Annotated in this window: 15 protein-coding genes and 1 tRNA gene; 3 read left to right on the plus strand and 13 right to left on the minus strand. The window is 39.9% G+C overall.

The genetic code is table 11. The annotated features are described in order from the left end of the window. Nucleotides 1-31: 31 nt before the first annotated feature. From AB3G73_RS11000 to AB3G73_RS11060, 13 genes are all read right to left on the minus strand, one after another. Nucleotides 32-3,184: a SusC/RagA family TonB-linked outer membrane protein gene (locus AB3G73_RS11000; protein WP_367744888.1), complete on the minus strand. Its 3,153-nt coding sequence runs from the start codon at nt 3,182-3,184 to the stop codon at nt 32-34. Nucleotides 3,185-3,233: 49 nt separating this feature from the next. Then, nucleotides 3,234-5,846 carry a zinc-dependent metalloprotease gene (locus AB3G73_RS11005; protein WP_367744890.1) on the minus strand — a complete coding sequence of 871 codons (2,613 nt, stop codon included), beginning with the start codon at nt 5,844-5,846 and terminating at the stop codon, nt 3,234-3,236. Between the two features lie 19 nt (nt 5,847-5,865). Continuing rightward, entirely contained in the window at nt 5,866-8,439 is a 2,574-nt protein-coding gene (locus tag AB3G73_RS11010) for a zinc-dependent metalloprotease (protein ID WP_367744893.1), read from the minus strand. A gap of 13 nt (nt 8,440-8,452) precedes the next feature. Further along, nucleotides 8,453-11,143 (minus strand): zinc-dependent metalloprotease, encoded by a 2,691-nt coding sequence (locus AB3G73_RS11015; RefSeq protein WP_258981694.1) that lies wholly within the window; start codon nt 11,141-11,143, stop codon nt 8,453-8,455. 245 nt (nt 11,144-11,388) lie between these two features. Then, on the minus strand, nt 11,389-11,859 hold the full coding sequence (locus AB3G73_RS11020; protein ID WP_004315772.1) for a biopolymer transporter ExbD: 471 nt from the start codon (nt 11,857-11,859) through the stop codon (nt 11,389-11,391). Nucleotides 11,860-11,862: 3 nt separating this feature from the next. Continuing rightward, a complete protein-coding gene (locus tag AB3G73_RS11025) occupies nt 11,863-12,456 on the minus strand; it encodes a biopolymer transporter ExbD (protein WP_195650565.1) in 594 nt (197 codons plus the stop codon). A 36-nt stretch (nt 12,457-12,492) separates the two neighbouring features. Further along, nucleotides 12,493-12,978: a hypothetical protein gene (locus AB3G73_RS11030; protein ID WP_148365123.1), complete on the minus strand. Its 486-nt coding sequence runs from the start codon at nt 12,976-12,978 to the stop codon at nt 12,493-12,495. Between the two features lie 6 nt (nt 12,979-12,984). After that, entirely contained in the window at nt 12,985-13,785 is an 801-nt protein-coding gene (locus tag AB3G73_RS11035; protein ID WP_195650564.1) for a MotA/TolQ/ExbB proton channel family protein, read from the minus strand. 71 nt (nt 13,786-13,856) lie between these two features. Continuing rightward, a tRNA-Ser gene (locus tag AB3G73_RS11040) sits at nt 13,857-13,944 on the minus strand. A gap of 120 nt (nt 13,945-14,064) precedes the next feature. Continuing rightward, entirely contained in the window at nt 14,065-14,841 is a 777-nt protein-coding gene (locus tag AB3G73_RS11045) for a TatD family hydrolase (RefSeq protein WP_258981696.1), read from the minus strand. Beyond that, a complete protein-coding gene (locus tag AB3G73_RS11050; RefSeq protein WP_148365126.1) occupies nt 14,835-15,551 on the minus strand; it encodes a hypothetical protein in 717 nt (238 codons plus the stop codon). Before AB3G73_RS11050 ends, AB3G73_RS11045 begins: the two co-directional genes overlap by 7 nt. 5 nt (nt 15,552-15,556) lie before the next feature. Further along, a complete protein-coding gene (locus tag AB3G73_RS11055; protein WP_122136863.1) occupies nt 15,557-16,531 on the minus strand; it encodes a polyprenyl synthetase family protein in 975 nt (324 codons plus the stop codon). A 69-nt stretch (nt 16,532-16,600) separates the two neighbouring features. Beyond that, on the minus strand, nt 16,601-17,284 hold the full coding sequence (locus AB3G73_RS11060) for an energy transducer TonB (RefSeq protein WP_148365127.1): 684 nt from the start codon (nt 17,282-17,284) through the stop codon (nt 16,601-16,603). 218 nt (nt 17,285-17,502) lie between these two features. On the opposite strand from AB3G73_RS11060, the gene cmk reads away from it, so the two are divergent. The 3 genes from cmk to pfkA all read left to right on the plus strand — a co-directional run bounded on the left by cmk (nt 17,503) and on the right by pfkA (nt 20,247). After that, entirely contained in the window at nt 17,503-18,189 is a 687-nt protein-coding gene (gene cmk / locus AB3G73_RS11065) for a (d)CMP kinase (protein ID WP_298047201.1), read from the plus strand. Nucleotides 18,190-18,197: 8 nt separating this feature from the next. After that, nucleotides 18,198-19,067 (plus strand): 4-hydroxy-3-methylbut-2-enyl diphosphate reductase, encoded by an 870-nt coding sequence (locus tag AB3G73_RS11070; protein ID WP_195650563.1) that lies wholly within the window; start codon nt 18,198-18,200, stop codon nt 19,065-19,067. Between the two features lie 199 nt (nt 19,068-19,266). After that, nucleotides 19,267-20,247 (plus strand): 6-phosphofructokinase, encoded by a 981-nt coding sequence (gene pfkA, locus AB3G73_RS11075; RefSeq protein WP_004297914.1) that lies wholly within the window; start codon nt 19,267-19,269, stop codon nt 20,245-20,247. The last annotated feature ends 647 nt before the right edge of the window (nt 20,248-20,894 follow it).

Raw genomic sequence — 20,894 nt, forward strand, 5'->3', positions numbered from 1 at the left:
TTCCTTTTATTTAATATTTGTCACGATCAACTTAGAAACTTGCATTCACAGTAAAATTGACGCTTCTAGAGTAAGGATAACTCAAACCACGTTCTTGTTTCACTGTACAGAAACGGGCAAGGTCATTAGCACCTATTTCCAAACGAAGCATACTCAATCCCAATTTTTTGATTTGTTCTGCACCGAAAGTATAGCCTAGTGTTATTGAATTCAATGACAACAAGTTGTAGTCTTCAATAAAACGAGTCGTTGATTTAGTTATTTCAATGCTGTTCTTGCCATTATATAATGCTTTAAAACGAGCATTATCTCCCGGCTCTTTCCAACGGTCGGAAAGAACACGTTTATCTACGTTAGAGTTGTAGATATCAGCATTTTCAACCTTGGATACCAACGTTGAATTATATCGTTGACCACCATATTCGTACATGAATGTAGTGTACAGACTGAATTTCTTCCAAGAGAAGTTGAAACCGAATGTTCCCTGAACATCCGGTTCAGTATCACCGCAACTAATCATATCAGCCGAATCCCACTTAGTGGTCAACGTTCCGTCGCGTTTTTCAAAGATTTCTTTTCCTGTTGCCGGATCAATGCCATGAGACTTCACAGCGGAGATAGCCGTAGTAGAAACGCCTTCTTCGTACTTACGGAAAGGCTTCGCCGCATTGGCATCGTAGTTACCCAATTCTGCATATTTCTGATCAACCAAGTCATTATAAGCTTTCAGACTATTAGAAATCTTCACTAATTTATTTTCATTATGACCTAAGTTGGCAAATAATGAAAGCTGCATATCACGTTTACGAATGATATTGCTACGTACATTAATTTCATATCCACGGTTCTGCATCTCTCCAACATTGTCTTTATAGGAAGTAAAACCGGTAGAACTAGGAATAGTTACATCATTCACCAAGTCTACAGTACGTTTATTATAATAAGCAAACGAAACATAGAACAGGCGTTTCAACAGTCCTAACTCAAATCCTAAATCTGTCTGGTAAGTAGTTTCCCAACCCAGATTCACGTTACCCATCGCTATCATATTGGCCCCCATTCCGGTTTCATACCATTCATCACCATTAATCTCATAAACGGTTTTCGCTGCAAAAGGCTCAAAGTTTACTTTACCGGAAGAACCATAAGTTCCACGAATTTTAAATTCATCAATAAAGTTCAACTTCTTTATAAACTCATAGTTATGCAAAGCAAGTCCCAAACCAAACGACCAGAACAGGGCTGTCTTATTATCTGAACCAAATTCAGAAGAACCATCGCTACGGACAGAAGCATCAAGCAAATAAATGTTCTGGTAACTATAGTTTAAAGTAGCCAACGCACCGAACAGACGCGATTTGGTGTCGCTCCAATCCGGTTTTTCATAAATCTTTTGTGCGTAGTTTGGAGAATCGAAGTCACCGGATGGGAAACCCAAATAGCGAGCCGAAGAACTTGTACCACTGGAAGAAGTCGCATTAATACCTACTGACAGATTGATATTATGTTCCTTAATAGTCCGGTTGTATGCAAGGAAAGCATTCATATCCCAAGAAAAAGAATTGCCACTGCCAGTAGTCAATTCACCGGATATTTTATTCGTGCCGCTCAATACATCTGTATTCTTTGCAGACAACGGATCAAGGAAACGACGAGATTCGGAATAACTTTTTGTTAAAGCAAACTGCCCTTTAATTTGCCAGTGATCATTAATATACCAGTTGGCAGATAAGTTATCTATGAATTCGTCCGCATTAGAACGATCATAACTTTTCAATGTAGCCTCGTATAAAGGATTGGCCAGATTATCCATACCCAAATTGTGCCATTGGGTTGTTTTTGTCAAATAGGTGCCATCATCATCACGGAAAGTATCATACGGCAGTTTAGTTGTATAATCCGAGAAATTTCCATAAGGTGATTCTTTAGAACGTGTTGACGAATAAGAAACATAGTTGCGTACCTGCAAACGACCGATACGGTAATCTAAAGCCAAACCTCCGCCAGTACGGTCACGATAAGAGCCTCTCATCACACCATCGGATTTATTATAACTCAAATCCACAGAGAAACGCAGATTTTCCGTACCTCCAGTTAAAGACAAACTATGCTTATGATTGAATACAGAATGTACCGGTTGAGAAATCCAATCAGTATCGACACCCCGTTTTACATTTTGTAATTTACCATAGTATTCTCTGTCGAGAGTATATTGTTCGCCGGCATCTTTACCGATATAGAAACCGGACAACCGTTCAGTTTCCAGTTTTTCAGCGGCATTCATCAGGTTATAATCAGACAGGTCCGGCATTTGCAAGGTTCCGGTCATGCTATAATCAATCTGTAACTTACCCGGTTTGGGAGGAACAGTAGTGATAACGACGATACCGTTTGCTGCACGTGAACCATACATAGCTGTTGCAGCCGCATCTTTCAAAATAGTAATACTTTCGATGCGGTTCGGGTCAAGGTCATACAATTTAGTAGCCGAGACTTCAAAACCATCCATGATGAACAATGGGAGATTCGGATTATTCTGTAAGTTGGATTTAGACAACGTTTCTGAATCCAACTCTTTGATACCTATACCAGAACGACCTCGAATATACAGTTCCGGAATAGCGTTCGGGTCCGATCCCCATTGACTATTTTCCTGAATACGAAAAGATGGGTCGAATGCTTGCAAAGCAGAAAACACATTTGTCTTTGAAACCTTCAACAGATCTTCTTTCTTAATCTGCACACTGTTACCCGTAAAACTCTTTTTGTTAATATTAGAGTAACCGGTAATTACCACTTCATCAGTCATCACAGCATCTTCTTTCAGCCTAATAACACGCGCCTTATCTTTAGATGCATCATCTCCCAAACTGATTTCCTCTGTAACCATTCCTATATAGGAAACAATAATCACCGGATGTTTACGAATAGGATAAAAAAGTTTAAAGTCTCCGTTAATATCCGTAGTAGTACCAAAATCCGTACCTTTCAAGCGGATAGTCACTCCAACCAAGTGGAGCCCTTCCTGATCAACAACTTTTCCAAAAACTGCCCGGTACCCTGATGGTACTTCACTGTTTTCAACTTTTGTTTTTTGTACTTGCTGCTTGTTATCTTTCTGTTGAGCTACCACCGTAACTACCGACAAAAGATATACCAAGGAAAAAAGAAATACTTTTTTCATAATTCGTGTTGTATATTCTATTTATGCAAAATAATATATGTATGTTTATCTAAATTTTAGGAGTATCTTTCCAGGAACGCGTCATCAAGAACAGCAGATATTTATAATGGGCACGCGTCTGTTCATCCCCAGTCATTTGTTGTTTCTTGATTAGCTCCGCCAATTTCTGATAGGTGCCGTACCATAAATGGTTCTGATTATCCGTTGCTATATTGTTCATGACAGCACGAGAACCGTAACCCTGCTCCTCTATTGCGCTTTCAGCATCTTCATTTTCCTCTTCGTCCAGAGCTCCTACTTTATCCGCGTTGTCATCTGACAAATAATATTGCCCGAACCATCTCTTCTGACCATTTATATCCACACTGTTGCGCACATTCGACAAGAACTCAGCCTGCATGATACGTTCAGGCTCCGTCAACGAACGTCCCTCCATTGTCGGACGCCATACTAATTCATATAAATCATCGATATATTCTTTAGGGCTATAAGAAGACGGATCACGATAGTACGTCAACGAAACACGCTTAGTCTGATATAAGTCTGTAATCACATTCTTTTCCTTCACTACATAATTCTTCAGAATCTTACGGGCTTGTGAACCGGAAAATGAAAGTTTCTTTATGACGTCTTCATCATCAATCCATTCCAAATCCTTCAGTTGAGTAAACAGGAAATCTAAAGAGGCTCTCTGCAAATCCTTGGGTACCGCAGTAAGAGTTGCGTTAACGTCACCAACAAAGTGCTCATTCAGATAGAATGAACCGATATTGCGATATACATTAAACAAGTATCCTCTCAATTGCTGTACGATAAACGGAAATACCATATTACGATAATCATAATTCTTATCTTCCGCATCCATCCATTCATGCATATGAGATACTATGTAACGCAAATTATTAATACCATATGTACTGGCTTTAATCGCATCATTTCCTAAATCAAAAGAAAGAGCTGACGGATCGAACGTAGTAAGCAAATACTGTTTGGTTCCGAAACGATACATCGGATCACCGCTTTTTTCACTAATCCACTGGCGTACTACCTTATTCTCTTCCTGTGCTGTTTGTGCTTCTAAAATCGGTTTGTAGGCTACTTTAATAGCATAGTAGTCATACACTCCCAATTTAGGAGAAAGCATCACTCCCTTATCACCCGGTTGAGCTACATAGTTGAAACCTACTTCATCCATCACAGAGGCAGTTATTCCATATTTCTGTGTATAAGAAGCCGACCGTAATGAATCTGTCGGTATAGCAGAAGAGCCCACCATATTCTCTATCAATCCTAAAGCAAAGCCTACTTCCCGGCGAACAGCACAACGAAGCGTTTCACTCATCAAATCATCCGGCAAACGAAGATGACGTGCATCCGGATCAACTTGAGAAGTCTGTACAAAACGCTGGATATTATTCCACTTCAGCAAATCATGATAAAGGTATAGAGAGGCATTCATAATTTCCCCAGTACGAGGATCAGCAAATGATGCATCTTTCATGGTCGTTACCACTCCGGTAGGAACATAACGAATCGTACTGTACTTCAAATTATCAGGATCAAAATCAGGATCATCTTTCGGAAAGTCCTTCACTTGGATAGCATCTTTGAAACCAATAGCCTCAAAAGCTTTATTCCAATCATTTACTCCTGCTCTTACAGCCGCTCTCCAACTTACCGGAAAATTGGGATCCATATAAAAAACAATCGGCTTTTTCGGCTCTGTCAGTTCACCACGTTTGTACTTATCAACGTCCGATACCTCTAGTTTCCAACGTTTCATCCGGTGTTCCATTCTGGAGCCATCAACCTCCGTACCCATATTTTCCATAGCCACAGTACCTATTCCTATCCGGGGATCAGCTAAACGCGGACGCATCTGCGGCTTTTCAGGGAGCAACAATAAAGTACGATTTACTGTCATACTTACAGGTTCATCCACACTCACAAGTTGTCCACCTACGCTTAAGTTCATTAAGTAAGTCAGTTTAGAAATAATAGACACATTATCTCCAAAAGCCTTCACTCCCATCAGATATGATAAATCATCTTTGAATTTCACAGCCTGTCTACCCGATCCATATTCCATTGTACGTTTACCGCTTGAAAAAGGATTCATGTCTTCTGTATGAGATACAAAATAGGAAGTCATATCTACCACTACAGCCGAAGAGTCTTTATTAAAAGCAGCAATAGTGAAAGCATCTACAATGGTTGATAATGAATTCTTCTTCAATCCTTCCTGCATATTCTGATTTGCCGAACTGGAGAATATCATATTCTGTCCTGTTCTGCTGACTTCCTTCATATACAAAGTACTATCTATTACCGCAAATTTAATATGACGGGGGGTATACGACATCGTTCCCGCCGGTCCATTTCCCATATCGGAGGTTTCTACTACTTTAGAACCTAAAAGAAATTCTCGTCCCATGAGTGAAACGGGGAACTCTACGAGCAGCTTTTTCTTGTCTACAAAGTGTAACGTGAGCAGACCTTTAGAAGTTTCTACCTTCTTGTCTTTAAACAGCTTTTCGTACTTACTGAGTTTTTTCTCTTTCTTTTCCGTTTTGTCTTTTTTCTTTTTCCAGAAAATCGTATTTGCGTCTGCAGCAGGCAACGTAAATACCGCAGCCAGACAAATTATCAAAAATCGTCTCATATCGTGTTTTCTTATTATTTTACCAATTACGTATATCTTCTATCTTCTCCAGCAACTGCCCATAGTGCATCCTTGTTTCATAAGAACCTGAATTCAAACGCGATTCCATTAACTTCTGAATACGAATCAACAACCCATGATACAAATGCAGCTGATTATCATTCGATAAATTGGTGATATATCCCAAAGGTCCGAATCCTCCAACTGTATTTACTTTGGGCAGAGTAGACTGTAACAGCGTTTCAACCTTCTTTTTTTTCTTCTCACGACCTGTAGTTTCCATGTGATTAGGCAATTGCAACTTTCTCAAAATAGCGGCAACCACTTCATATTGAAGCAATATTTCTGCACGGTTCAATGATTTTCCCTTCAAAGTCGATGCCCATACACCGTTATAAATATCATTCAGGTATTCTTCAGGAGAATAGCTGCTGTTATCTTTGTAATAAGCTAATGACACTCGCTTAGTAGCCACCAGAACACTTGCAAAATTCTTAATCATCTTTTGATAAACCGGAGTTTGCACTGGCATGTTACGAAGTATGGAAGAATCATCCAACCAAGTCATATTGCACAACTCATTCATTACAAAACGAGCTGCTTCACGCTGTTGTACTTTAGGTACAACAGATAGAGCCTGATTACGATCGCCTACAATATGCTCGGACAGATAGAAACCTCCTACATTTTGAAAGGCATACATCAAATATTGGTTATATTGATTAACTATCTCCGGATAAATATGAATGCGGAAATGATAGTCCGAATCTTGTTGTTCCACCCATTTATCCATATTTCCCAAGATATATTTCAGATTACTGATTCCATATTTTCCCGCTTTAACAGCATCGTTACCTAAATCACCTCCCAACGCACTCGGATCATATTCTGCATCCTGATATTGTGCTTTGCCATAGCGGTAAACCGGATCTCCCGACTTCATGGATACCCATCTCATTATCTTTTCACGAACTTCTTCCGGTGTCTTCGCATCAGGAATAAGCATATATCCCATCTGGATTGCATATAAATCATAAGCTCCCAATTTATTCTGAACGAAATTGACCTTATCATCCTGTGGCTGGGCAATATAATTGTAAGGAAGCTCATCCATTACTGAAGAAGCAATACCGTTTTGTCGGGTAAATGCAGATGCTCGCAATGATTCTACAGAAAATGCAGCCGAAGCGGAAGCATTATCAGCCAAACCTAAGCAATGACCTACTTCACGAGCTATATAAAGCCGAATGCTCTCTAATAAGACCTCTTCCGACAAGTGCAGATCACGCATACGTTTATCAGCCTGAGCTGTTTGAATAAAACGTTGATTGGCTATCGTCTTTGCTATATCATGCCCGACAAAAATGGTTCCATTAATAATTTCTCCACTACGAGGGTCCACCCAAACTTTACTCTGAGTTTTTGAGAGATTTACAGGCACATAACGGATGCAAGAATACTTCAAATTTCCAGCATAGAATGTCGTATCGTTTACAGGAAAATCCGCAGTTTGTACAGCATCTTTAAATCCAGCCATCTTGAACGCTTCATTCCACCAGTTGACGCTTTCTTTTATTGCTCTTTTCCAGGCTTCCGGAAAATCACTGTCGATATAAAATATCACAGGTTTCCGCGGAGCAACCAAATCCCCCCGACGATATGCTTCCTCATCGGCTGGCAACAGATTCCATTTATGTTGCAAATATGAAAAGGCCGTACCGTCTTTTTCCGTTGATATCTTTTGCTTTTTGGTAAATGTATACCCTAACCGGGGATCGCCCAATCGCCAGGCCATTGTCTCTTCCGGCAATAAAAGCATTGAATAAACCGCCTTCACCCGTACACTTCCTCCTCTGACTTCCTTCTTATTAGCAAGAAGAGATTGGTAAAAACTCATATCCAGATTGATCTCCAGATTATCATCAAAGACATGAAAGTTTCTGATGGAAGAGAGACTCTTTTTCAATACAGCTTTCAACTCCAATTGACCATATTTCTCATCCTTCAAAGAGGCACTGTTCTTGTCAAACAGGGGAAGACGTTTATTATCAGCTAGAAAGAACTTGGTAACCTCGAACACCACTGCCGTGCTATCCATATTATAAGCCGCAATCTTGAATGACTCCATGTCCGGCGTTATATTACTTTTCGCTACTGCCTTACTGATATCAGACTGAGTACTATATACATCCATCCGGGAAATGGGAGTCACATTCTGCATATACACCTGATCTTCTTGTATGGCAAAACGAATATGCAGCGGAGTAGTCATAGTTTGTCCGACAAGACCACTTGTATTATCACTAGTTGCCGAAATTGAAGACCCCATCAGAAAATCACGTCCAAGCAAGCTTTTAGGAAACTCAAAATAAAGTTTATCATCAATCTTATGGATCGTTATAAGCCCTTTCTTTGTCACCACTCTTTTGTTTCTGAACAAACGTGGGTATTGAGTATTCCTTTTTTTAGGAGCAGTCTGAACCGTATCCGATTTTGCTTCTATTTGCACTTTCTCCTTTTTCTTGGCAAAAACATCAGAAGTTCCGGTAGCTAACATAAAAGCTCCGGTCAATAACACTATAAATAACTTCATCACTCAACAATTTTTATTTTGCCTTTTCAAAGTCATTAATGATAGACAATAAATATTCATAGTGAGAGCGAGTTGCATATGAACCTGAATTCTTACGCTTTTCCACTATATTCTTTATACGCGTCAATAAATCAAAATACAGATGGTTCTGATTATTATTTGAGGTATTAAGAATATAATAAATATAATCAAAGCCTGCATATTCATTTATCTTTTTCATAGCGTTAGCAGTCTGGTAATAATGCCCTGCATCCACACAACAATCTGCATCTCCCTGCTCTGTCAAGTGCTTATATACATCAAACAACTGAAACAGAGGCAGATCCGTATTAGCAGGCAATTGTAATGTACCTGTCTGGGCAGCTTGTTTCAGATCCGCAAACAATACTTCATCAATCTCGTCCTTCTTTGTCAACGGATCAGCATTGCGGATAATGCCCATCAATACTTCTGTCTGCAAAATACGTTCGGATTCAGTCGGTTCCACATTTTTAATAGTCGACTCCCACAAAATAGTATAAATATCATCCAAATATTCTTGTGGAGAATATGCGGAAGAATCACGGTAAGCAGCTAATGAAACACGTTTTGTATTCAGAATCTTTTTGCTCATCGATTTCAAGATGGAACGAGACATTGAACCGTCAAAAGTCAGATTCTTTACTACATCAGGATTATCTATCCAGTCAATGTTCTTTAATTCATTCAAAACAAACCGAACAGCACGCTTCTGCATATCATGAGGAATCACTTCTGATGTATTATACGGATCACCGACGTAATGCTCATTGATAAAGAAACCACCTACATTTGCCCATGCATTATTCAGATAGCGTACATACTGTGAAACCAATGCGTCATAAAGATGATCACGATATGTAAAATCGGGATCTTTATCATCCAGCCATGTATTGAAATTGTCTAATATATACTTCAGGTTCTTGATACCATAAGCACCTGCCTTCATAGCATCATTGCTTATATCTTCCGATAAAGAAGTCGGGTCAAAAACACCATAACCTAACTGTTGTTTCCCATATCTATATTCCAAGTCCCCCATTTTACTCTTAATAATACTTTCTAAATAAGGAATCTCTTCTTCAGTAGTTTTTGCTTCCGGAAATACCGTATATCCCCACTTAATGGCATAATAATCATAAGTACCTAACACCGGAGGAGTAAGGCATACATCTTTATCTTCGGGTTGTGCAATATAATTAAAGCGGGCATAGTCCATTATAGATGGAGTAGTACCATGTTCTTTCATAAACACTGGATCACGATACGATTCTGTTGCATAAGCAAAAGAAGATCCCATATTGTGCATCAATCCCAGACAGTGACCAACCTCGTGAGAAATGATATAACGCAAACTTTCGTCCAATACATCCTGCGGAAGTTTGGGAGTCCGCACTCTTGGATCAACTTGTGCCGTTTGTACAAATCGCATATCATTCACCAACTGAATAACATCGTGATATACAAATACAGAAGCATTAATAATCTGGCTGTTTCTAGGATCAATCCACGATGGTCCCATCGCATTCGCAATTCCAATCGGAGCATAATTAATGCAGTTATACTTAATATTAGCCGGATCAAATTCCGGATCATCCTTCGGGAAATCCTTCACTTGCATCACATTCTTAAAGCCAATACGTTCAAATGCTTTATTCCATACCAACACACCTTCATGAATCCCCTTTTTCCATTCTTCAGGAAAAGCATCGTCTACATAAAAAAGAATGGGTTGCGTAGGTTCAACCAGTTCTCCTCGCTTGTAAGCTTCTACATCTTTAGGATATACATTCCACTTATTAGCATAAGTATTCATTTTCACTCCGTCATAATCATCAGCAATCTCTTCCTTGTTTGAAGTAAAATAACCAATTCGTGGATCCGCCATACGCGGCATCATTTCGGGAGTCTCCGGCAACAAAACAAATGACCGGTTTACTTTTACCGTAACAGGTTCCTGATAGGCTATCGCAACAATACCCATATAAAGTAAATCCTGCAAATAGCTTAAACTGGATGTTACCGATATATTATCATCAAATGATTTTATCTGATCGACATAAGAGAGCTCTTTTTTGAAAGTTGCCCGGCGCACACAAGCACCAAACATGGTCTTCTTACCATAAGGGTCAAAAATAGCCATGCGCTTATTATCGCTCACCAAAAAATCCGTCATGTCGAATACTACAGCTGTACTATCTGCATTATACGCCATCACTTTGAATCCCTCCATTACAGGCTCTCCGATTCCTTTCTTCATTGCCTGTTTTATGGACTCATCCTTACTCGTAGAAAAGATTGGACGACGTGCAAAGTTACTTACTTCGCGCATCTCCATCACGCTATCACGTAATGCGAACTTAATGTGCAGGGGCTTCTTAATTTTTTGCCCAACCAATGCATTTCCATTGTCACTAATCTCTGAAACTGTCGATCCTAAAAGCATCTCGCGATTCTGAAGGGTAAGAGGGAACTCAAATAAGATTTTTCCTTCAATCTTATGAAGAGTTATCACTCCTTTTTTCACCTCATCTTTCTTCCCTTTAAAAATCTTCTCATAGGGAGACTCTTTTTTCGCAGTTTTCGTGTTTTTTTTCTTCTTTGCGTAAATCGGTTCTACCGTCACTAACATTGCGCACGCTAGTACCAGCAAAAGAAACGCCTTCTTTGCAACTAACTTATTCACAATCAAAATTATTTAATTATATTATAAATAATAAAAACAGGTACAAATTTATATATAATTCCTATTGAAAGTGAATTTTATCATACCAAATTGCCGTTATTTTATTCTTTTTTATCTTAAAGACTTCTCTATTTAAAAGCATATAAAGTGACTATATTCTAATATGGTGCAACATTTGCATATAAAAGTGAAGGGTGTCCAAACCGATTTGGACACCCTTCACTTTTATATATTAAATTAACTAATTACTTCTCACCTCGTTTAGTGGCTGAATAGTTAATCTTCAAAGCATAAGATTTTCTAAGAGCATTTTTTACGTCAGTAATAATACCCATCTTTGTCTTTTGATCTACTTTCAGAGACACAGTCATTTTAGCTGCATCACCTTCATTCATACTTGCACGTTCCTGGAAAATGAAGTCTTGTACCTCACCAACTTCAGCATAGCTGTCGTTCAGCTGAATACGACTTTCAGTACCCATTTTCGCGCGATATTCTTGTGTAGGTTCCCCTACATAAATGAATGTTACCAGCGATTTCTTCTCCAGTTTTTCGAGTTCAGTACCTTGCGGAAGTGTAAACTGCACCTTTAATGTTACCTCACGCATTGTTGTTACAATCATAAAGAAGAACAACAAAGTAAAGATAAGGTCAGGCAACGAAGAAGTATTCAATGCCGGCATTTCACGTTTACCAGTCTTATTAAATTTTCCCATTACTTACTTCTTTTTATCTCCGTACTTTTTAGGTTCTGCCTCAGAAATTCTCTGCGGATAAATTTCACGAATCGCCTTTTGTTGATCGTCATTCAATTCCGCATATGTCTTTTGCCATTTTTCCTGAGCCAACTCGTCTCTCAATTCATTATATGCAGCCACCAATTCGTTCTGCACACTGATATATGCCTGATAAGAAGATCCACGGTCATTCTGCAAAGAAATTACGTGCTTGTCATTAACCAGATATGTGCCGAAGAATTCTACATTCTTCTGTGTTTTTTCAGGCATGTGTTCTGCATTAGCAACATTAGCAATAAATTCTTTAGCTCTTTCTCTTAGCTCATCAACACTGATATAATCATTTCCGCACATCAAGGCATCATCCTTATTCAGGTATACCTGTAAGACGTTACGTTCTTTGATCTTATCTGTATTCTGTTGATCTTGATCTTCAGGTGGTGGAGGCAAAAGTCTTGCCAAACCACGGTCCGTATCCATTGATGTCGTAATCAAGAAGAAGATCAGCAACAAGAAAGCGATATCCGCCGTAGAACTTGAGTTAATATCAGGAACTTTTCTTTTTCCTTTTGCCATTTTTAATCACTTATTTAATTGAGTGTCCTCAATTGATTACGATAATTTTTTCTTTATACCACTTGCAATGATTGCAACAATAGTCACAAACAACAGTATGTAAATAGAATAAAGGAACATATCTGTTAGTTTCAGCCAAAAAGGAACGTTGTCAGTACCACTATAGCCAGGGATCTGCATCGGTGTACCATCACCCATAGACCAAGCTACAACTAAAACAACAACTAAAAGAACCAAACCGAGCAAAGACTTGATAGCGTTTGCCGGATTATCTTTGAGAGCTGCACCAAATTGGAATATAGCACCAAGAACTGTAGCAGCAATAGCCACACCAAACAAGACGTACATCAAATAGAGTAAGGCATCTGTTTGAGCCGGCTGCCACATTTCGGGATCTACCCCCACAATCACTGCATCGCCTGTAGCATTTCCTCCGAAAAAGAAAAGCCCTATTACGATCAGAATAATGGCAAACATCGCATAAAGTGCGTAATACGATGCTTTATATGTTAACTTACTCATTTTAGATTATTTTTTGTATTTCAAGTTATATTTGATTACCATGTCAAGCAAAGAGATGGAAGAATCTTCCATTTCACTTGTAAGAGCCTCAATTTTAGAAAGTACGTAGTTGTAGAATACTTGAAGGATCAATGCTACGATCAAACCGAAGATAGTTGTAATCAAGGCAACTTTCATACCACCTGCAACAACCGTCGGAGAGATATCACCTACCTGCTGGATTTTATCAAATGCCTGCACCATACCGATTACAGTACCCAAGAATCCGAGTGACGGAGCCATTGCGATAAACAGTGTGATCCAAGAACATCCTTTTTCAAGGTAACCAGCCTGTACACCACCGTAAGATACAACTGACTTCTCAACTACATCAATACCCTGATCAATTCTCATCAGACCTTGATAGTAGATAGAAGCAACCGGACCTCTGGTGTTACGAGCAATGTCTTTAGCAGCTTCAACATCTCCTTTTTCCAAAGCAGCTTCGATAGATGCCATGAATTTTTTTGTGTTGATTTCAGCCAAGCTCAAATAAATGATACGTTCAATACAGAAAGCCAAACCGATCACCAAAGCGATAGCTACCAAACTCATGAAAGATGCAGTACCTTCGATGAATTTAACTTTGATTTCCTTGTGAATACCACCCTCTTCTGCAGCAGGAGCAGCAGCAGTAGTAGCTTCAGCGGCAGGAGCAGCTTGTTGTTCAGTTTGTTCTGCTGCAGGAGCGTCTTGAGCCTGAGCAAATTGAATTGAGCCAAAAGTGAAGGCCCCAATCACAGCAACAATTGCAAATAACTTTTTCATTGTGTGTCTAATTTTTAAGATTAATTAATTGATTATTATTGTATTTACTTCTCATCTCTCTTTCATTTCTGCGGAGAGACGGGGATTCGAACCCCGGATACACTTTTGGCGTATACACGCTTTCCAGGCGTGCCTCTTCAACCACTCGAGCACCTCTCCCTCTGCGTTTTCAGCATTTTCAGCTACAAATGTATTCTTTTTTTTCTTTTCAAGAAGCATTCTTACTCTTTTATCTCGAATAAATACTGCAAATTAATATAATTTAAAACCTTTCGAACCTTATTTGCGGATTCCGAACACTTTTAGCGCATTCACAGAAGTGACCTGTGCAACGTACTCCGGGTCCATCTGATAGATATCCGCCACCTTCATAAGGGTGTCTCTCACATTGGCACTTTCATTCCTCTTTCCCCGATTCGGCACGGGAGCCAAATAGGGAGAATCGGTTTCGAGCACAATACGTTCCAAAGGAACAGTCGCCAGTGTCTCCGGTAAGGTCGACTTCTTGAAAGTTACAACTCCATTGATACCTAACATAAATCCTTCGAATTCCAACATTTTCTCCGCTTCTTCCGATGTCCCGGTAAAACTATGAAAAATGCCGGTCAATGGGGTATTTTTATAGGATTCCATTACCTTATATATATATTCAAACGCTTCTCTTGAATGGATTACAATGGGAAGATCATATTCTAGCGCCCACTCTATTTGTTTTTCAAAAACCAAGATCTGCTCTTTCAGAAAAGTCTTATCCCAATAAAGATCAAGACCTATTTCTCCGATAGCCACAAATTCATGGGAAGTCGACAGGTATTTGTGGACAATCGCTAATTCCTGTTCATATGATTCATTGACAGAAGTGGGGTGCAATCCGATCATCGGATAGCAAAATCCCGGATAATCCCTACAAACTGACAACATAGCATCAATGGTCGTACTGTCTATATTGGGCATAAAAATATAGGAAACTCCCGCTTTCCGTGCACGTTCCATCACCTGCGGCAGGTCTTCGGTAAATTCTTCAACAAAAAGATGAGAATGAGTATCGATCAACATGATATTTCTTTTTCTTCTTTTATTTTTTCGCTGGAGCGATAATAATATATCAGCCCATAGTCGCGACATTTTTCTAATCGGGTATCATTGGGAGTGACATCCTGATATTTGGCTTCTACTTGGTTCCAGATGTCCAAAATCAATTCATCGGCACGGTCACGCATGGACGCCAGTTCATCAAGACTACGATTGGTTAATGCCTGATAATTCTTCTGCCGTTCATAGCTATCCAGGAAAATATCATAATGCACTTTCACGCGTGCAATAGTCGGATTATAAATAGGTATGCCACCTTGAGTGGTTCTTAGTTGTTCGCCTTCGATTATTTTCTTCCCCCATTCTACCAATGAGGCTTCACTCAACAAATCCGGTACGGTATTAGAAGCAGGCAAGCCATATAACTCTTTATGTATCACCTTGATTTCATCACGAAGCACTGCCAAATTAAGCACCTGAATAAAATGAGAGATATACAGCCGGGCAGTCTTCACATTCATCTGATGTTTACGGCTGGCACGTGACTGATTATCGTAGCACTGTGTATAATAAATTTGCGCCGCCTCGAACCGATGCAAGAAGTTACGTGCTTCAAATAATGTCTTCAATGTAATAGCCAAGTCACGCACATTATACATCTCTCCCTTTTCGACAGCCGCTTTCAGTGCCCGAACTCTTGCTTGATCTGTATTTGGTAATCGTCTATAAGGCATAATAGCTACATTTCACGATACATTAACAATTTCACCAGATTCTTCAGTTCCTTTTTTCTGTCTTCTGCAACAGCTACCGCCGCCAGGCTTTCCATAGCGAGCGTATAATATTCACGCATTTTGCTTTCACAGATATTGCGGATGTTCAACTGATTATAGATTTCAGTTACCGCTTCGATTTTTTCAGAAGGCTGAAAAGCTTCCGCATTCAACCAACGATTCAATTCAGTATGCTGCTTTTCATCCGCACGGTTCAGTGCTTTGATAAGCATATATGTTTTTTTATTGCAGAGGATGTCTCCACCTATCTTCTTCCCGAACACTTCCGGATCACCGTATACATCCAACAAGTCATCCTGCAACTGGAATGCTACTCCGATATGCATTCCAAAATTATATAGATTCTCTGCATCTTCAGCAGTCGCTCCTGCGAGAATTGCACCGATTTTAAGGCTACCCGCAAGCAACACAGCTGTTTTCAAACGAATCATTTCAATATATTCGTCTTCTGTGACGTCACAGCGAGATTCAAATTCCATATCCAGTTGCTGTCCTTCACAGATTTCGAGTGTAGTCAGGCTGAATAAATCCATCACTTCTTTCAGGTGTTCCGGCGGACACCCCGTCATATACCGGAATGCCAGAATCAGCATAGCATCTCCCGAAAGTACAGCAGTATTATCGTTCCAGACCTTGTGTACGGTAGGTTTCCCTCTGCGCACATCCGAACGATCCATCAAATCATCATGTAACAAGGTGTGATTGTGATAAACTTCGATTGCAGTGGCAGGATCGTATATAGACGCAACATCCTCCCGATACAGGTTATATCCCATCAACATTAATACAGGACGTATCCGCTTCCCACCCAGAGAAAGGATATATTCAATCGGTTCATAAAGCCCTTTCGGCGTCCGGGTAAACTGGATTTCAGAGATATGATTATTTATCTTATCGAGTAATTGAGAAGCTGTAAACATGATGAATAAAAAAATGAATGAATAAAAAGAGGCTGCCGAAAGCAGCCTCCCAATTTATAGTGTTACAAATTACTGCAATCTAAACATCACAGGAACCGTAAATTTTACACGTACCGGTTTTCCGCGCTGCATACCAGGTTTCCACTTCGGCATGGTGTTAATCACACGGAGGGCTTCTTTATCCAGATACGGGTCAACGCTACGTACAACCTTCGCATCCACGATACTACCGTCCTTATTAACAACGAACTGTACGATAACACGTCCTTGAGTTCCGTTTTCCTGTGCGATAGTCGGATATTTAATATTTTTTGCCAGATACTGCATCAAAGCTGCTTGTCCGCCCGGGAAGTCCGGCATATTTTCTACAACCTCGAAAATTGTCTGTTCTTCCGGCTCTTCTTCAACAACCTGTACAGGTACGTATTTAACCTCTACACGAGCTTGATTATCTTCATTAATAATAGTTGTTGTTTCTTCAATTTCAGCCTTATCATCCACAATCTCCAGCAATTCTGCTACTTTTGGAGCTTCAGGTGGTGGTGGTGCTGCCTGTTCCGGGGTTTCAGTAATAGGAATGATTTCCTCTTCAAACACAACATCAGCTACTGCCTGGCTTGTATCTATTTTCACGTCACGCTGGGTCCATTCGAACGCCACGAACATGAAAGCTAGAACTACCACGTAACCAACGAGCAGCCATGTAGACTTCTTGCCTTCCAAGTCTGCCTTGGGTGATTTTTTAACTTCCATAAATTTATTAATATAATGATTAAAAAAAAAGTGTCTTCCGTGTGTCTCTGGGCAAATATAGTACATTTTCATAGATCCATTCTCCTCTTTATCTCTTTTTTATCCAGCTTTTTAACTTTTTTAATTCTTTCGTACTTGTCTTGCCCCTTTTAACAGCAAACCTATGGTTGATTTTCAAATTTACCGTATCTTTGGCGGACAAATCAGATAAACTGAATATGAAAAAGATAACAATTGCAATCGATGGCTTTTCCTCTTGTGGAAAAAGTACAATGGCCAAAGATCTTGCCCGCGAAGTGGGTTATATTTACATTGACAGCGGAGCCATGTATCGTGCGGTCACTTTATATAGTATAGAAAACGGGATTTTCAACGGAGACGTGATCGATACGGAGAAACTGAAAAATGAAATCAAGAACATTCGTATATCTTTCCAGCTGAATAAGGAAACCGGACGTCCCGACACGTATCTCAACGGCGTGAATGTGGAGAATAAAATCCGTTCGATGGAGGTTTCTTCCAAAGTGAGTCCTATCAGTACGCTTGACTTCGTACGTGAAGAAATGGTGGCGCAGCAACAGGCTATGGGAAAGGAAAAGGGAATTGTGATGGATGGCCGGGATATAGGAACCACCGTTTTCCCTGATGCGGAACTGAAAATATTTGTAACCGCTACTCCCGAAATCCGTGCTCAACGCCGTTATGACGAACTGAAAGCAAAAGGACAGGAAGCCAGCTTCGACGAAATTCTGGAAAACGTGAAACAACGGGATTATATCGACCAGAACCGGGAAGTAAGTCCGCTTCGCAAAGCTGAAGATGCCCTGCTTCTGGATAACACCCACTTATCGATTGAAGAGCAAAAGGAATGGCTTTTCAGACAATTTAATAAGGTAAGTAAATAGTTTGCTTTATGATCAAGGTGGAGATAGACGAGGGGTCCGGCTTCTGCTTTGGTGTGGTGACAGCCATTCATAAGGCAGAAGAAGAGTTGGCAAAGGGAGAGACTCTCTATTGTCTCGGAGATATTGTACACAATAGCCGGGAAGTGGAAAGGCTTAAAACGATGGGATTAATCACGATCAACCGGGAAGAATTCAAGCAGCTGAAGAATGCCAAAGTATTGCTTCGTGCACATGGAGAGCCACCGGAAACTTACATGATTGCCCGTGAAAATAATATAGAGATTATCGATGCGACCTGTCCGGTAGTATTACGTTTGCAAAAACGCATCAGACAAGGGTATCTGACAGACAGTGACAAAGAAAAACAAATTGTCATATACGGCAAAAACGGCCATGCTGAAGTATTGGGATTGGTGGGACAAACAGATGGAAAAGCAATTGTCATTGAAAAGGCAGAAGAAGCCAAACAGTTGGATTTAAACAAAAGCATCCGTCTTTTCTCACAGACCACCAAGTCACTGGACGAGTTTCAGGAAATCGTGGAATACTTCAAGCAACATATTTCACCGGAAGCGACTTTCGAATATTATGATACTATCTGTCGTCAGGTTGCCAACCGGATGCCTAAGCTCCGGGAGTTTGCAGCTACACACGATTTGATATTCTTCGTCAGTGGCAAAAAGAGTTCAAACGGAAAAATGCTGTTTGAAGAATGTTTGAAGGTAAATACCAATTCACATTTGATAGATAATGAGAAAGAAATAGATCCTTCTCTCCTTCAAAACGTAAATTCAATTGGCGTATGTGGTGCGACTTCTACTCCTAAATGGCTGATGGAGAAGATTTACAATCACATTCGGACGCTTATCAAAGAATAACAGCTTTATTCTGACAAAGAATAATAGCAAAGCAACATAAGGAAACGGCAAAGCAACATGAATGAATAAAAGGAAAGCAAAAAAAGATCATTTGAACATTTTTAATGTTTTCTTCTTACGAAAAAAAACTTCATAACCACTGCTTTCAACTTTTTGTTGTACATTTGCCGCGTCAAACTAATTAATGAGAGATTGTTATATGGGAACAGTTAAGTGTATCGGAATTTTGACCTCCGGAGGTGATGCTCCAGGAATGAACGCTGCTATACGTGCAGTGACACGTGCAGCCATCTACAATGGATTGCAAGTTAAAGGTATATACAGAGGATATAAAGGTCTGGTTACAGGTGAAATCAAAGAATTCAAGAGTCAGAATGTGAGTAATATCATCCAGTTGGGTGGTACTATCCTGAAAACAGCCCGTTGTAAAGAGTTCACGACTCCGGAAGGTCGTCAGTTGGCTTATGACAACATGAAAAAAGAAGGCATTGATGCATTGGTTATCATCGGTGGAGACGGCTCACTGACAGGTGCGCGTATCTTTGCACAGGAATTTGATGTTCCATGTATCGGACTGCCGGGAACTATTGACAATGACCTTTACGGTACAGATACGACCATCGGATATGATACTGCATTGAATACCATATTGGATGCCGTAGATAAGATTCGCGACACAGCCACTTCACATGAACGCTTGTTCTTCGTTGAAGTTATGGGACGTGATGCCGGTTTCCTTGCCTTGAACGGAGCTATCGCTTCGGGTGCGGAAGCTGCCATTATTCCGGAATTCAGTACGGAAGTCGACCAACTGGAAGAGTTTATCAAAAACGGATTCCGCAAGTCCAAAAACAGTAGCATTGTATTAGTAGCCGAAAGCGAACTGACAGGAGGAGCCATGCATTATGCCGAACGTGTGAAAAACGAATATCCGCAATATGATGTACGTGTGACGATTTTAGGTCATCTGCAACGTGGTGGTAGTCCTACCGCTCACGACCGTATTCTGGCAAGCCGCCTCGGTGCTGCTGCTATCGATGCTATTATGGAAGATCAGCGCAATGTTATGATCGGAATCGAACATGATGAAATCGTTTACGTGCCGTTCAGCAAGGCTATTAAGAATGACAAACCGATCAAGAGAGACCTCGTCACTGTATTGAAAGAGCTTTCGATCTAATTTTTTATTCTAAAGAGTTTATTTATACTGATATATGACGATAAAGAGCTATGAATGATGGAGTAACCCATTTATTCATGGCTCTTTTATTTATATAATATGATAGAGATGAACGCAACTACAACACCAAGTGCGTTCACATATATGAATTCCATCCTCCAGTGCTACTTACCTTTCGCGACAAATATCCATTAAACTACCGTTATACAACTGCAATACTTCCATCATACAGTAACTATTGTTCGATTAGGATGCCGATATAGCTAATTCACCACAGCCGTGGTAGCTTCTTCCCACAGCCGTGAAGAGTTCCTACCACGGCCGTGAGAAGATCTTGTCACGGCCGTGGGAAATTAATGATACCGGTACTTTAATAGAACAATACCGGTATCCCAACGTAACTATACCAGTTTCTTTTCCTATTCCCCCCACTTTATCAGCCTGCAAACAAGCTACCTGATAAGGAGTCAGCACTGACAATAAAAGTATATATGTTTTATTGTCAGCCTATTATCAGCATCTATTGTCAGGATATATAGAATTGATATTCAACCACTTGAGTGTTATTCTGACAGATTGACAATAAAAAGAGTACAAATCACAATGTATTCTAAACAAAATCGTATGATTTTGCTCAAATCGGAATA

This window comes from Bacteroides sp. L008 (genome assembly GCF_040812255.1).
Taxonomy (GTDB): Bacteria; Bacteroidota; Bacteroidia; order Bacteroidales; family Bacteroidaceae; genus Bacteroides; species Bacteroides vicugnae.